This is a genomic window from Blautia wexlerae (genome assembly GCF_013300825.1).
GTDB classification, from domain to species: Bacteria; Bacillota; Clostridia; order Lachnospirales; family Lachnospiraceae; genus Blautia_A; species Blautia_A wexlerae_B.
This window is the reverse complement of sequence record NZ_JAAIMY010000049.1, coordinates 1-14423: the sequence shown is the minus strand read 5'-3', so window position 1 is coordinate 14423 and position 14423 is coordinate 1. Positions and strand designations below refer to the sequence as shown.

The following is a 14423-nucleotide window of genomic DNA, read 5'->3' as shown; positions in this document are numbered from 1 at the left end:
GATACGTTAGTCCGGAATTTACGCCTATGGAGAGTACAAGAACTTGTGAGTAGATAGATATTTATATCATCAAAAGCATACTCGTTGAAGTAGGAATGAAACATAGAAGTTTATAACTTTTTATAAGTTTTCAGTAACGGACAGTAAAATGAAGTTAGGTATTCTGGGAGCAGGAGGCATTGCTTCTACTATGGCGAAAACAGTGGCAGGAATGAAAGATGTGGAGGCGTATGCGGTTGCTGCTCGTGATCTGGAACGTGCCCGGGTATTTGCACAGAAATATGAAGTAAAAAAAGCATATGGATCCTATGAGGAAATGCTGGCAGATGATGAGGTTGGACTGGTTTATATCGCAACTCCTCATTCACACCATTATCTGCATGCGAAAATGTGTCTGGAAGCGGGAAAGCATGTGCTTTGTGAAAAGGCATTTACTGTAAATGCAGAGCAGGCACAGAAATTATTTGACCTTGCAAAAGAGAAAAAGCTTCTGATCACAGAAGCAATCTGGACAAGATATATGCCGTCCAGAAAGATGATCAACGATATTATTGAAAGTGGTGTGATCGGAGAAGTTACGGCAGTTACCGCGAATCTCAGCTATACAGTAAGTCATGTGGAACGTATCCGTAAACCGGAGCTTGCAGGAGGTGCTCTTCTGGATGTAGGCGTATATCCGATCAATTTTGCCTCCATGGTGCTTGGCGATAAGGTAAAGGATGTAAAGGCTACTGCAATCTTTCAGAATGGAGTGGATATTCTGGACAGCATTGCCATGGTGTTTGAGGGAGACCGCATGGCAACCCTTCAGTGTGGAGCAAGAGAAATCTCAGACAGAATGGGAAGTATTTTCGGAACCAGAGGATATATGCAGGTGCAGAATATCAATAATCCGGAAAAGATTACAGTGTTTGATACCGAACATAAAGAAGTGGCTTCTTATGTTGTGCCGGAACAGATCTCAGGATATGAATATGAGGTAGAATCCTGCATGAAAGCAATTCATGAGGGAAAAACGGAGTGTCCGGAAATGCCTCATGCGGAAACAATAAGGATCATGAAAATCATGGACGACATCCGTAAATCCTGGAATTATAAGATTCCCTGTATCGAATAAAAAGTGTGGAATAATCTTATAAAAAAGACCAGTAATGTTTTTGACATATACCCGAAACATTACTGGCTTTTCTGATATTCATGACCATTATACAACATGTCATTCCGTAATTACAGAAACATTCCCGTCCAGTGGTATATTAATATTAATTAGGTAAATTGATACTTTTATATTTTATTATCTGGAGGAGAAGAATGAAAAGTAATTACAAAATTTTTACAGCAGTTTTTTTATCGGCAATTATGACAGCAGCAGCTCCGTTAACAGTATGCGGGGCGGAAGTTTTTTCGGCGGGAGAATCTTTCAGTGATGGAACAGGGAGTATTCCTGCCATATTGACAGATATGGTTCTGCCGGGTGGAGAGATTGGAACAGAATATCAGGTACAGCTTGAAGCTGATACAGATGTGAGCTGGAGTCTGGAGGAGGGAAGCGAGCTTCCGGCGGGACTTACGTTGTCTTCCGGGGGAGTGATCAGCGGAACACCGCAGAAGGAAGGGAGTTTCAGCTTTACTGTACAGGCGGACAATGGTATTGGAGTTTCTTCACAGGAACTGAGCCTTTATGTTGCACAGCGTGAGCAGGAACCTGTTATAAAGCAGTATGAGCTGACATCAGGTACTGCTTTGATCGATCTGGGAATTCATGCAGAGGGAGAACAGTCACGTAAGCGGTTATTTCTTTATAATGCAGGAACAGATTCGCTTCATCTCTCTGATTTTCCGCAGAGCAGATATTTTGATTTTTCCTACGCACCGATTTTCGATACAAATACGGATGAAGAAATGCAGCCCGGAAGTTGTGCGGCTGTGGACATTGATGATAAGAAGGATCTGCCTGCCGGAAATTATGAAGAGACAGTGACATTTGAGACAAAAGAGGGTGCTTCCTGTAAGGTTACTCTGAAAGTAATTGTGGGAGCTTCCTCTGAAAAAGATTATGAGCTGAGTATAGAAACAGGTACAGAAGAAGAATTTACAGAAAGCGATTTCTATGACCCGGAATTTCGTGTGGAGAAGTATGTAGTGGTCAGAAATTCAGGAAAAAAGGAAACCAGAATACGGATAGATACTTCTGGTCTTAAGAATTTTGAAGTGGATGATCAGATGGCAAAGTGGACAGAAGATTATGAGGAACAGGATTCCAAAAAGCTGCTGAAACCGGGAGAAACACTTTATTTTTATATATTGCCGAAGCAGGAATACGGAATTTATGATGAATCGTTTGCATTTCTCGCAGATGACGGAAGCAGATATCCTCTTCATGTTACAATGAACAGAGAGAAGAATCCGACAGAAAAGAAGCAGCTGGAAATTACTGAAAAGTCTGCCGGGGGTTTTCCGACAATGCAGTGGGGCTATAAGACACTTCCGGAAGCAAAGACATATATTCTGAAAAATGTTACTGATACAGATATGAAGCTGTCTTTTAACCGTAGTAAAGAATGTAGTGTGTTATTATCTGGAAATGCTTATCTGGCACCTGGGGAGAGCACAGAACTGAGACTCTGGCCCAAACTGGGGCTTTCGGTGGGAAAATATAGTTTTCAGGTGACTGTGACTGCGAAAACAGTGGCAGGAGAACACCTGACAACGCAGAATCTGTATAATTCTTTTATTGTAGGAGACCGGACTTATCAGGGACTGGCAGATGCTGTTGCGCCTGTGACCGGAATTACCAATGGTGCAGAAAAAACTGCTGATGCTTTGCATCTGCCGAAGTCGCTGGAAGTCTATGGCGCCGAGGTGAATGGAGAGAAAACAACATTTTCTGCGTCTGTGAAGTGGGATGTGGAGAATTGTGCTTATGATCCGAAAAGCAAGGCAGCTCAAAGTTTTCTGGTCAACGGATCTCTGGAACTGAATGAGGATGAAAATAATGAAGGGCTGGACACTGCCGTACAGATAATGGTACAGGTGGATGCTTATCAGACATTAAACAGACCAGTTATTGATACGCGGTGGACCAGAGTGATCACAAATTATGCAATGCTTTATCTGAGAGATCTTTCCAATGAAGCGGACGGCTATCAGTTTGTGACAGCGAAATCTCAGAAGGATCTGAAAAAGGGGAATTATACTGCGCAGACAAAAATTACAAATTCTGAACTGAATCAATATCCTGAGCTGAAGTATATTCCGGAGGGAACACATAGTCTTTATTGCAGGGCATACAAAGAGAACAGCAGCCATGTTATGGAATATGGGGAATGGTCAGACGGGGTTCCGGTTACGGTAAAGGCAAAGACTCCGGACGCACCTGTGGTTCAGAAGGTGCAGGTGAAGAAAAATGATGTCAGAATAGTACTTAACAGCAAGGGTGAGGAACCGGACGGTTACGATGTTGTTGCTGCCAGAAGTAAGAACGGAAAAGAACCATCGGATTATATAAAGGTAAAGAGTGGGTATTCCGGAAGCAGTAAAGAGCTTATCTTACGGGGCGTACCGGCAGGAACGTGGTATATTGGCGTACATGCTTATAAATATCTGAATGGGAGCAATACCAAAGTGCTCAGTAAATGGGCAGAGGTCAGGAAGGTAACTGTAAAAACAAGCCTTGTAACAGGAAAACCTGCTGTTAAATCAGCTAAGGTTTCCAGACAGGGAACAAAAAGAAACGTGGCGGTGACGTTTACTGTTCCAAAGTCCTGTGATGGAACAGACTGGGTACTGGCAAAGAAAGTTTCCAAATCTGATAATGGCAGCTATACTGGTGTAAGCAGTTATGCTTACACAAAGAAAAATCAGACAAAAACCACGGTGGTCTTTAAAAATGTGAAGCCCGGAGTCTACTACCTTGCAGGACGTGCCTATGTAAAAGGTTATGCAAAAAGTTATACGAAATGGTCGAAAATAAAGAAAATAGTTGTGAAATAAGTACTGCTGCCATTTGTTTCACAGAGATTTCACTTTTAAGAAAAAAGATATTCCCCTTTTACCAAGCGTTTATAAGGCAAAATTATGGGGTAAAGATTTTGGAAAAAAATGGGGTACATTTCATGACAGATAAGGGACATATGAGGCATCGAAGCCTGTGAAGTATGTCATAATGAACAGGAAAAGCACATTATGATAAAGGCATCGACATTTTTAACAAATGTAGAAAGGATAACAAAATGAAGCAGAAAAAGATTGCAATTATTATGGCAGGGATTTTAGCAGCAGCGGCTGCTATGACTGGCTGTGCGGAACAGAATAAAACAGAGACACAGGTTGATTATACGCAGAACTCACAGGAGAAATCCGAACAGACAAAACAAAAAACAGCAGAAAAATCTCAGCCGGATAAAAAACAGGTAAATAAAAGTACATCCATTGGAAAAGAAGATTCAAATCAGACTGCGGATAAGAAGACGAAAATATCTGCTTCATCCAATAATGCAGGCGACGTACAGAATTCAGAGAATGGAACAGACAGTACTGCGGGAACTGATACAGACGATTCCCAGACCACAGGGGTGGACACTTCTGCATCTGAAGATAATGGTTCAACAGGTAATGGTGGTACTCAATCTGATCAGAGGGCAGATCAGGCAATGATATATGACAGTGAGGGAAATGGAAGGCTGATTTCTGAAGCTGATGATGGAAACTGGTATGACAGTGACGGAAATTACTATGGAAGCTGGGAAGATATTGAAGATGCTATGGTAAATGAAAATGGTGTCACAGATCAGGATGGCAATAAATATTACTGGACAGCACCTCACGATGCATCAGAAGAGGTCACAGATCCGTATGACCTGTATTCCTGGGATCCGGGAACCAATTCCTATATACCGTTTCAGGCTGCGGAATCTGACTGTAGTCCTGTAGGCAGAGGAAACGGCTGGTATTATTATGATGAAGACAGCGGCGAATATGTTCCGTGGTAGAATATAAAAATGCGAAAAGAAGCAGTTTTGAGACCATTTTAATGGGTTTCAAAATTGCTTCTTTTTGTTATATACATGAATAGTGAAGGGGTATATCCGACAGAATCAGGGGACAGAATTCTGCCGGATGTTTATCTGGTAAAGATCAGCTGATCAGTTTCAGGAAAGTATTTCTGTCACAGGTTCCGGAAACTGTTAAGCCCTGTGCCTTCTGGAATGCCTTTACAGCAGAGAGAAGTCCTGAGCCAAAGGTACCGGGAATCTCTACACCGTTTGGATCATAAGCACGTAAAAGAAGGAGAATCTCAGCGGCAGTTACCATATACTGTGTTTCACCATTTTTTACATAATGCTGTCCAAGAGCATTGTCTGTGTTTGTTCCCCAGATACCGTCTACATCCAGACCGGCACCATAATCCCTGTTCAGAGCTGTCTGAAGAACTTTAACGCCTGCTTTTTTGGTAGCAGCGTCTCTTTTTCCGGTAATAGAGATTCCTGCATTGGCGAATTTATTGGCATAACCCTGACCTTTGCGGATTTTTGCATTTCCTGCAGTTGGCTGAGGTTCAGGATCAGGATCAGTAGTTGAAGAATCTTCAGTATAACGGAGAACGCAATCCCAGGGGAAATTGTAATAACTCTGAAGTTTGATCTCTTTTCCGCTCTGATCTCCGGGTTTACCACCATGATATCCATTATTTTCATTTTTGCTGGCAGATACCACCTGACCATTACCAATGTGCATTACTGTATGACTTGCGATGTTTAATAATACATCGCCACGTTTCATGCCACTTCCTGTGCTGAGATTAACTTTGGAAGTTACATCCTTAAAGCCGCAGGACAGAAAAACGGATTTCATATTTCCTGTATAAGTGGCTCCTTTTGTTTTTACAGGAACACCAGCCTGCTGCCATGCGGAGATTACCAGTGAAGAACAATCGTAGTCCGGTCCCCATCTGTTATCCTGATCATATCCGTGTGCCGGATCGTTTGCGATTCTAATTGCCCATGTTACTGCTTTTTCTGTTTTTGTCATTTTTTTATCCTCCTGAAATTTGATTATTTATTTGCTCACCGGTGATACATCTTATAAAGAGTGAGAAAAGGGAAAAATGTAAACATGAAACAGAAAAAAATAAAAAGCATTTCCTGATTGTTGCTTCGAGGTCAGAAAAATGCTTTTCGAGGACAAAAACACGAAAATTGTCGAATTGTAATTATATTTAATCCTGATGAGAGGCCTGGTATATTTTCAGTATTTTTACAATGTATTCAGTCTGGCGTTCACCCATTTGATTCATGATTGAAATCGCATCCTGAATAGCCGGGCTTTGAATATCTTTATTATGAGGAAGCAGATCATAAAGAAAATAGTCAAGTCCCACATCAAGAATTTCAGAAAGCTTAAGGAGATTTTCAATAGTAGGCATATACTTACCTGTTTCAATCCGGCTGATCGTACTTACAGATAAACCACTTAATTCTTCCAGGTGTTCCTGGGTAATATTTCTGTTGATCCGAGCTTCTGCAATTCTTTTTCCGATAGTATTGTTTTTCATAAATAAAAATCCTTTCCTTTGATAAAGTTTAACAGACGGAATTAAATATGTATAAGGATATAAATGACAAGCGACTAATCAAATTTGATATGTTTTATGACAGGAGGAATATAGGAATATGGACGAATATACAAAGGATTTGTATACCATGATGTTTTCTTTGCAGACTTTGCAAAATCAGGGAATTACAATCAGAGAAACTGTATATAAAAGTCTGGACAAATTACTGTTATGGAATAAAGAATCTGAAAACAGTAAATATCTCGAATTAGCGTTGCTTCATATGCAGGCTTATGCTAATATGGGATTTGCTTTAGATGAAGAAAATAAGACAATACGTGAGATATTAAAAAAGACAGGAAAGACCAGAGAAGACTTTTTCCCGAAAGGATATCTTCTTGGAAAGAGAATTAAACTGACCAAGTCACAGGTTCGTGGTATGATTGGAAGATGGAGACCTTCCAGAGACAGTCCGATGACAATCGGAGAACTGGTGGATGATATCATCAGAAAGGTAAAAAACCATGAGGAAGGCAGATACATTTATCAGTATCACAGAACTGATGTGACAACCAAAGGGGATATCGAGGTTTATGAGCTGGTCATCAATAAGGATGAAAGTTATTTTTATGATGTGAAGAAATTCAGATTTTATACATTCATGGAGGAATAATTGCTATGATAAGAATAATGATTCTGGATGATGACGAAATGTATCTGAAAAAAGAAAAGGATATCACAGAACAGTATTTTGCAGAGAAAAACGTAGATTGCACGGTAACGATATACCAGAATGTGGAATGGTTTCTGCTGGGATTGAATGAAGAAAAATTCGATATGTATATTCTGGATATCCGGATGCCTGGAGAAAACGGAATAGAGGCAGCGAGGGAAATTCGCAGACTTTATCCGGATCCGGTTATTATATTTATTACAAATTTTGTGGATTATGCAATAGAAGCATATGAGGTAAACACCTATCGTTATATCCCCAAAGAGTGTCTGAAGGAAAAACTTCCGCAGGCTTATGATGCGCTTCTTCCTGGAATTATGGAGAAAGAAGAGCGGTACTATATCATAAATAAAAGAAATGAAGTTGAAAAACTGGCATATTCTGATATTTTCTATATGAAAAAAGAAGGAAAATATGTCATTTTTGTGCACAGGCGTGGGGAAGTAAAGATCAGAGCAAGTCTGTCAACAGTAGAAAAGGAACTGAATTCAAAAGAATTTATTATATCTGACAGAGGATATCTTGCAAACATCCAACATGTGATGAAGATGAAAGGAAGGGATCTTTATATGCGGGACGGTAATATTATTACAGTTGGCAGAGAAAGATTCAAAGGTGTCAGAGAAGCAATTCTGAATTACTGGGGGGTATGAAGAATGCTGAAAGTTTTATTGTATGGACTGGCAACGTTTATGGAGACAGGGATAGGTGTCTGGATATTTAGCCAGACGTTTTCTGAACGAAGAATATTAGAAAAAAAATATTATGTTCTAGAATGGCTGTTGTATTCTTTGATTTTTTTTGGAATTTATAATTTTTCTGTTTCATTATGGCAGATTGATAAAAAAATAGAAAAATATGTCATAAAAGTTATTTGTATATACATAATTGGATTAATTGCAGGAATTATATATGATATTTTTTTTGTAAAGAAAAAGGAGATGGTCTTAAGAAGAATATTATATATCGGCATGATATTTTGGTTAACTGCTCAGTATTGGGCTGGATATCAATCGTTGTTAATGATTATTCTTGGGAGTGGAATAATTGTATTATATGTTTTTTGCTACTTTGATTGCACATTTAAACAGGCATATGTTTGGAATTTTTTCTATGCAGTTAATATAGGATTGATAAAAGAGGCTTATGTTGTATATGCAGGGGTGTTTAACCATAAACAGTGGGATGATTTTTATTCATATCCGAGAGGACATACATATCAGGAAGTTATATTTTGGATTTTAGGCTGTTTATTCATATTTTGGATAATTAAATTTATTTTGTCAGTAAACAGTATAAAAGGAATATTGCGTACACGTCTGAAGGAACTTTTTATTATTGGATTGTTAGAGTATGTTTTATTAATAGTTAGCATCATATACAAATTTGGTACGATTAAAAAGGAAAATTTTGTAATGACCGCATGTTTATTAGCAGTTAGTAATATAGCATTGATTGGTGTATATGTTAAGTTTCAAAAAAAGACCCTAGAAATGAGAAATCAGATTTTAGATATGAGATGCAAATTAATGGAAGAAGAATATGAAGAATTGAGAATGTCATATGACCGGTATCGGTGTTTGGTGCACGATGAAAAACATTTGCTTTTATATATAAAAGAATGCCTGGAAAATGGAGAACTGGATTCATGTATCACTTTTTTGAATCATTACAAGAGAGAAAGCATTAGATATAGTGGAGTAGCGTGGACAGGAATTCCAGAAATAAATTTTATGTTGAATATAAAAGTGCGAAAAATGGAAGAAAAGAATATTTTTTTTAAAGTAGATTCAAAAATAGAAAAAATTCCGATGAAAGACATAGATTTTGTTGTACTCCTAGGAAATCTTTTGGATAATGCAATAGAAGCTGCTGAAAAGTGTGAAGAGGGAAAAGGTAAAATTACGTGTATTTTTCGAAATATTAATGATATGTTTATTTTTAAAGTAAAGAATACAAGCATATATAAACCTTATGAAAAAAACACTAAATTTTATACAAGTAAAAAAGAGAAAGATGAGCACGGATGGGGGATTGAAAGTGTCAAACAAATTGTAAGAAAGTATAATGGTGAAATAGATTTTAAATATGATAAAGATTTTTTTGAAGTAGAAATAATAATTAGCGATAATACATAATGGGAGAGTGACGGTTATGAACGAAATGAATGATAAAATAATAGGAAATGTGGAAAAAGAATTAGATGAAATAGAGATAATAGATACGGAAAGTATAGAAGAGAAATTGTCTTTTATTGTATATGGAACTATAGTGTGTTGCTGAAATTGGATTATTTATGCAGAAAAAATCGAACTATGTTTCTTAAAATATTAATCTTAGATGTACATCGGCAGAAAAATTTTGGAAATCTAAAAGGAAGTACGCCAAAAGAACAATATGATTATTATGAAAAAAAATATCTTAACAATGCAACATATGTAAAATCTTTACTGCAGGAATATCCCGAGTTAAAACGTCTGCTTGAATTGAAAAATAACTCTATCCAGAGAGCAGAATGTGAAATCAGGAAATCTCTTTATGCAGAAAAAGAACAGATACAAAAAATATTCTGTGATGGAAGAAAGTTTTCCGGGACTGTGGGAATTTACATGTCGAAAGGCGATATACACAGAGGAGGACGAAGTGTGGCGAAGGTAGAATTGGATAATGGAACAATTCTGTACTATAAGCCACATAGTCTTGATAAGAATATAAAATATCAGGAACTTTATAACTATTTATGCAGAAAAACAGGAATTTCCTGCAGGACGGTACAATATTTATCTCATGATTCCTATGGATGGGAAGAAAAAATTGAGAATATTCCCTGTAAAAACGAAAGTGAGGTGGAGCATTATTATTTCAGAATGGGCATACATCTGTTTTTGGGATATGCCCTCGGAGCAACAGATCTTCATGGTGAAAATATTATTGCACATGGAGAATATCCTGTGATTATCGATATGGAGACATATCCGGGATATTTAAAACAACAATCAGAGAAAGACGGAAGTAGTGTAGAAGAAAAAATAAACAAAAGTACAGAGATAAAATTGGCAAATTCGGTTATACATACAGGAATGCTTCCTGTTCTCACATGGGGCAGAGGAAACAGAGGAGTTCTTATAAGTGCAATGGGAACAGAGGAAAAGATAAAAACACCGTTTAAACTTCCTGTGGTAAAGGATGATAAAACATCTGATATCCACATAGAATATGAACCTGTGGAAATGCAGATAAAGGAATGCATTGTAAGACTAAATGATCAGGTTATCAATGCGGCAGATTATACGGAATGCATTATCAGAGGATTTTGCAGAGCGTACATGGTGGCAATGGCAGATAAGAAAGTGGAGGTGATGTTGTCCGGCTTTTTTGACGGACGTTCCAGAGTTGTACTGCGGCATACCCAACAGTATGCAATGTATCTTATGGCTTCGTTTCATCCGGATTATATGAAGTCAAGAGAATGCAGGAAAGCTCTTTTGAATGTGATTCACAAAGAGGGGGAATCTTCTTTTATGAAAGAGATTCATGATTATGAAATTGACAGCCTTCTGGAAATGGATATACCCTGCTTTGAGATTGATGCGAACAGCAGATCTGTTTATGATGGAAATGGCGGAGAACATAAAGAATATCTGCCCTGTACTCCTTATGAGCCATGGCGAATGCATATGAAGCAGATGAGTTACTCTGATATGGAATGTCAGTGTGATTATATCAGGCTGTCCATGGAAATGCTGAAGGCATCTGATGGAAAGAAAAAGATGTTTCCGACCAGGATAAAGGGATATGACACAGATAAAGAGCGCAAAATATACAGTCAGATCAGAAAGATAGTTCATCGAATCTGCAGCAGAGCAATTATCCGGGAACAGAGCGCCGGCTGGGCGGGTCTGCAATTCTGGGATAATGGTCACTGGAATCTCAGATCAGGTGGAATATATTTATATGATGGAATATCCGGGATAGTCTTGTTTCTTGCAAAATATCTTCATGATTTTGAAGAAAAGAATGCAAGTGCAGAAGAAATTTATCATCTTGCTGTTTTGAGATTGAAAGCTTATACAGATGAAATACACAAAAAACAGATTTATGATAAAAATCTTCTGACAGGTATTGTAAATGGAGAAAGCTCGGTGGTATATACCTATCTTTATCTGTTTAAACTTACAGGAAAAAGAGTGTGGATGATTTATGCGGAAAAGCATTTCAGCATTATTGAGAGGGTATGGAAAGAAGATTCACAACTGGATTATCTGAGCGGAAATGCCGGAGCTATTGTAGTGGCAGTGATGTTATATAAAGAAACCGGAAATCTGAAATATTATGAAATAGCGGCAGATATGGAAAAAGATTTGTGGAAGAAAGGACAGGAAACCGGAAATGGATACGGATGGAGATTAAAAGGAACAGACGGACCGCTGGCTGGAATGTCTCATGGCAACAGTGGATTTCTGATGGCTTATGCAGCGTTGTATGAATGTAATCATAAAGCGGAATATGCTGATAAAATACAGCTTTTGCTGAGATATGAGGATTCTCTGTACTCAGAGAAAGCCGGAAACTGGAAGGATTTACGAGAGAGTTCAGGGGAAAGCTTCATGAATGCATGGTGCCATGGGGCGCCGGGAATCCTGCTTTCACGAATGAAACTGGAAGAGCTGTTTCCTGAGGATATGCAGATTAAAAAAGACAGGTTAAATGCTGCAGACTCTTTGTTTTATGGAGAACAGGATGAAAAAATTTGTCTGTGTCATGGGATGTCCGGGAATTTACTTATTATGAAGAAGTACCTTCGAAAATATGGTAATAAAAAAATGAAGGAGCAATATGAGGCGTTATGTGACTGCCTTTTATTTCAACTGGATCACCCGGCAAAAATATCTGGGACAGAATATCTGAATCTGGCTTTTATGAATGGCATTTCCGGTACGGGAATGGCATTAATGGAAATTTTATGAAAACTAAGGGAACACCTGCAGACTGTAAATTTATGGTCAGCAGGTGTTTCTTTTATTTGTTTTCGGAAATATATCTGAGAATTAGTTTCTTCTTCATCCGATTGACGTACTGGCGGGACAGCTTCAGTTTCCGGGCAATCTGGGCATCGCTTTTATCCTGATAAAAGTACATGGACAGAATTTTTCTCTGGACACTGTCCGAAGGGTAAGAGTTGATATATGCGGTTACATCATAATAGGTGTCATCAAAACTGTCGGGAGCCTGTAATGAAACAGAACAAGAATCAAAATCATCTTTTTCAGGTTCGGAAAGACAACTGCGGCAAAGGGAACGATATCTGTTTTCGACAGAGGTCTGCATGTATCTGATACATTCACCTTCTGAGGATGAAGAACTTAAATATGGCAATGTCTTTAACAAAGTAAGATACAATTCCTATGTGGAATCTTCGCGTTCCATGCAGTGAATCCGGGATGCATATCCTTTCACAAGCGGTTCCATACGTTTGAGAATTTCACTGTCTGAATCTGGGATACCATTTTGATAATTTTGGATAAGTTCTGTCAGTGTTTTCATAGGTATCTACCTCCTTTTTAGGGGAAGTAGTAAGAAAACTGCTGATCAGAAACTAAAAAAGAAAAAAATTTGTGAGTTTACAAATGGAAGAGAAAAAACTCTTTATTAAGTGAGGTTGCAAATTTAGATCAGCGATAGGAGAAGAAATACATGGTAAAAAGAGATTTGCAAAATAATTGTAGAGAATAGAAATATGCTTTAAATTAAAACGGTAATAATAAGATTAGAAAAGACTTTTAGTAGACAAAACATAGAAAAAGTTTGCATAATAAAAGAAGATTAAGGAAGGAGGCAGAAACCATGGAAACAACGGTTATGAATGTGGCAGTTTCACAGGGAATCTGGGCTGTGCTTGCGGTTTTTCTTCTGATTTACATTGTGAAATCAAATGAACAGAGGGATACAAAGCAGGAAGAACGAGAGAAAAATTACCAGACGGTGATTGAGAGTTTAACTGAGAAATTTCAGATTCTGAATCAGGTTCAAAGCGATCTGAAAGAGATTAAGGATAATCTTTTTAACAAAAATTAAATAGGGAAAAGAAAAAAGCCTTTTCTGCAGGATATATTTTTCCAGCGGAGAGGGCTTCTGTCATTTTAGGTAAGAAAATAGGTTAATTTGAGAAAAATATGTTTACTAAAATGGTAGATGAATATAAGCATAACATTCGTGTCCATTAGAATACTTTTAATCCCAGATTTACAGATGTTCGTATAGTAAATGGTATATTATGATAATAAAACCTGACTTTTGGGTAGTGTAAAATAGATTAAAAAAAATGGCCGCAATCCAAGTGTTTATGCGAGGGTGTAAAAATTCTTGTGTCTATGGAAAGTAAATCTTTCTGATAAGAAATAGATATGTAAAATTTTGCTGTCGAATTAATGATTATGCGGCTGTCGAATATATCTTTGTACTTACAGTATTGCCATGTAGGAAAATTATATACATCATTTTCGATTTTTTTGCATGACAAGTAAGGCATCATGATTACCTTAACTTCCAAAAATGAGTAGCCCTAACGAAAATAAAATTTTAAAAAAGCCCGTATTTCTGCGGAAATTATTGCAAAAATACGGGTTGTGCTGTACAATAAATTTAGGGCTATATAAACCTGAATAAAGGAGGCAAATATGTACCTGAAATCAAGAGTTAAGCTACCGGATGTGCATGGAAAATTGACCCGATTAAGACGCGGGGATATCACATATATTAAGTATGAGTATGATCGCTATTATGATCCGGAGAAAAAATATACCTATCCACAGAGAGCGACTATAGGCAAGGTATGTCCAGATGATGACACTATGATGATTCCTAACGAAGCCTTTCTGAAATACTTTCCAGATGCAGTCTTATCAGGGATGGAAGACCGGACAGAACGTAGCAGCTGTCTGCGGGTTGGTACATATGCTGTAATGCATAAAATAGTATTGGATTATTCGTTAGACAAGCTGCTCGGACAGTTCTTCTCTGAGCGGGATATGGCATTATTGCTTGACCTTGCCTCTTACTCTATTGTAGAAGAAAGCAATGTGGCACAGCATTATCCGGATTACGCATACAATCATCCACTGTATAGTTCTGGTATGA

Annotated in this window: 13 protein-coding genes and 1 pseudogene; 10 read left to right on the top strand and 4 right to left on the bottom strand. The window is 37.9% G+C overall.

All coding sequences use genetic code 11. The annotated features are described in order from the left end of the window. Positions 1-148: 148 nt before the first annotated feature. The 3 genes from G4417_RS15540 to G4417_RS15530 all read left to right on the top strand — a co-directional run bounded on the left by G4417_RS15540 (position 149) and on the right by G4417_RS15530 (position 4991). Positions 149-1117, top strand: a complete 969-nt coding sequence (locus tag G4417_RS15540; RefSeq protein ID WP_173684136.1) for a Gfo/Idh/MocA family protein — start codon at positions 149-151, stop codon at positions 1115-1117. Positions 1118-1311: 194 nt separating this feature from the next. Beyond that, the gene (locus G4417_RS15535; protein WP_173684137.1) at positions 1312-3993 is read left to right on the top strand and encodes an Ig domain-containing protein; all 2682 of its coding nucleotides are present in this window, start codon (positions 1312-1314) and stop codon (positions 3991-3993) included. A gap of 239 nt (positions 3994-4232) precedes the next feature. Next, a complete protein-coding gene (locus tag G4417_RS15530; RefSeq protein WP_025579783.1) occupies positions 4233-4991 on the top strand; it encodes a hypothetical protein in 759 nt (252 codons plus the stop codon). Between the two features lie 145 nt (positions 4992-5136). On the opposite strand, the gene G4417_RS15525 is transcribed toward G4417_RS15530, so the two are convergent. Together G4417_RS15525 and G4417_RS15520 are read right to left on the bottom strand one after the other, a co-directional pair. Then, positions 5137-6030: a peptidoglycan-binding protein gene (locus G4417_RS15525; protein ID WP_173684138.1), complete on the bottom strand. Its 894-nt coding sequence runs from the start codon at positions 6028-6030 to the stop codon at positions 5137-5139. Positions 6031-6217: 187 nt separating this feature from the next. Then, positions 6218-6553: a helix-turn-helix domain-containing protein gene (locus G4417_RS15520; protein ID WP_025579785.1), complete on the bottom strand. Its 336-nt coding sequence runs from the start codon at positions 6551-6553 to the stop codon at positions 6218-6220. A 118-nt stretch (positions 6554-6671) separates the two neighbouring features. Here G4417_RS15520 and G4417_RS15515 point away from each other — a divergent pair, with 118 nt between their 5' ends. Genes G4417_RS15515 through lanM form a run of 5 tightly spaced genes read left to right on the top strand, consistent with a single transcriptional unit; the run spans position 6672 to position 12253 of the window. Beyond that, complete coding sequence (locus G4417_RS15515; protein ID WP_025579787.1) at positions 6672-7226, top strand: hypothetical protein; 555 nt, start codon at positions 6672-6674, stop codon at positions 7224-7226. A 5-nt stretch (positions 7227-7231) separates the two neighbouring features. Then, the gene (locus G4417_RS15510; RefSeq protein WP_025579789.1) at positions 7232-7939 is read left to right on the top strand and encodes a LytR/AlgR family response regulator transcription factor; all 708 of its coding nucleotides are present in this window, start codon (positions 7232-7234) and stop codon (positions 7937-7939) included. Between the two features lie 3 nt (positions 7940-7942). Next, positions 7943-9424, top strand: a complete 1482-nt coding sequence (locus tag G4417_RS15505) for an ATP-binding protein (RefSeq protein ID WP_118338613.1) — start codon at positions 7943-7945, stop codon at positions 9422-9424. Between the two features lie 16 nt (positions 9425-9440). Continuing rightward, entirely contained in the window at positions 9441-9569 is a 129-nt protein-coding gene (locus tag G4417_RS17215; protein WP_255601783.1) for a hypothetical protein, read from the top strand. A 32-nt stretch (positions 9570-9601) separates the two neighbouring features. After that, positions 9602-12253 carry a type 2 lanthipeptide synthetase LanM gene (lanM, locus tag G4417_RS15500; RefSeq protein ID WP_173684139.1) on the top strand — a complete coding sequence of 884 codons (2652 nt, stop codon included), beginning with the start codon at positions 9602-9604 and terminating at the stop codon, positions 12251-12253. 52 nt (positions 12254-12305) lie between these two features. Here the strand turns inward: lanM and G4417_RS15495 are convergent, their stop codons facing one another. Both G4417_RS15495 and G4417_RS15490 read right to left on the bottom strand, forming a co-directional pair. After that, positions 12306-12674 carry a sigma factor-like helix-turn-helix DNA-binding protein gene (locus tag G4417_RS15495; RefSeq protein WP_173684140.1) on the bottom strand — a complete coding sequence of 123 codons (369 nt, stop codon included), beginning with the start codon at positions 12672-12674 and terminating at the stop codon, positions 12306-12308. A 15-nt stretch (positions 12675-12689) separates the two neighbouring features. Continuing rightward, positions 12690-12830 carry a hypothetical protein gene (locus G4417_RS15490; RefSeq protein ID WP_173684141.1) on the bottom strand — a complete coding sequence of 47 codons (141 nt, stop codon included), beginning with the start codon at positions 12828-12830 and terminating at the stop codon, positions 12690-12692. Positions 12831-13130: 300 nt separating this feature from the next. Here G4417_RS15490 and G4417_RS15485 point away from each other — a divergent pair, with 300 nt between their 5' ends. Both G4417_RS15485 and G4417_RS15480 read left to right on the top strand, forming a co-directional pair. Continuing rightward, the gene (locus G4417_RS15485) at positions 13131-13361 is read left to right on the top strand and encodes a BhlA/UviB family holin-like peptide (protein ID WP_025581193.1); all 231 of its coding nucleotides are present in this window, start codon (positions 13131-13133) and stop codon (positions 13359-13361) included. Between the two features lie 602 nt (positions 13362-13963). Then, positions 13964-14423 (top strand): annotated as a pseudogene (locus G4417_RS15480) (IS1634 family transposase); the annotation flags it as partial.

Excerpts from the sequence above, each read along its gene's own strand:
- G4417_RS15540 (WP_173684136.1), top strand. The coding sequence starts at position 149 with ATGAAGTTAGGTATTCTGGGAGCAGGAGGCATTGCTTCTACTATGGCG.
- G4417_RS15535 (WP_173684137.1), top strand. The coding sequence starts at position 1,312 with ATGAAAAGTAATTACAAAATTTTTACAGCAGTTTTTTTATCGGCAATT.
- G4417_RS15530 (WP_025579783.1), top strand. The coding sequence starts at position 4,233 with ATGAAGCAGAAAAAGATTGCAATTATTATGGCAGGGATTTTAGCAGCA.
- G4417_RS15525 (WP_173684138.1), bottom strand. The coding sequence starts at position 6,030 with ATGACAAAAACAGAAAAAGCAGTAACATGGGCAATTAGAATCGCAAAC.
- G4417_RS15520 (WP_025579785.1), bottom strand. The coding sequence starts at position 6,553 with ATGAAAAACAATACTATCGGAAAAAGAATTGCAGAAGCTCGGATCAAC.
- G4417_RS15515 (WP_025579787.1), top strand. The coding sequence starts at position 6,672 with ATGGACGAATATACAAAGGATTTGTATACCATGATGTTTTCTTTGCAG.
- G4417_RS15510 (WP_025579789.1), top strand. The coding sequence starts at position 7,232 with ATGATAAGAATAATGATTCTGGATGATGACGAAATGTATCTGAAAAAA.
- G4417_RS15505 (WP_118338613.1), top strand. The coding sequence starts at position 7,943 with ATGCTGAAAGTTTTATTGTATGGACTGGCAACGTTTATGGAGACAGGG.
- G4417_RS17215 (WP_255601783.1), top strand. The coding sequence starts at position 9,441 with ATGAACGAAATGAATGATAAAATAATAGGAAATGTGGAAAAAGAATTA.
- lanM (WP_173684139.1), top strand. The coding sequence starts at position 9,602 with ATGTTTCTTAAAATATTAATCTTAGATGTACATCGGCAGAAAAATTTT.
- G4417_RS15490 (WP_173684141.1), bottom strand. The coding sequence starts at position 12,830 with ATGAAAACACTGACAGAACTTATCCAAAATTATCAAAATGGTATCCCA.
- G4417_RS15485 (WP_025581193.1), top strand. The coding sequence starts at position 13,131 with ATGGAAACAACGGTTATGAATGTGGCAGTTTCACAGGGAATCTGGGCT.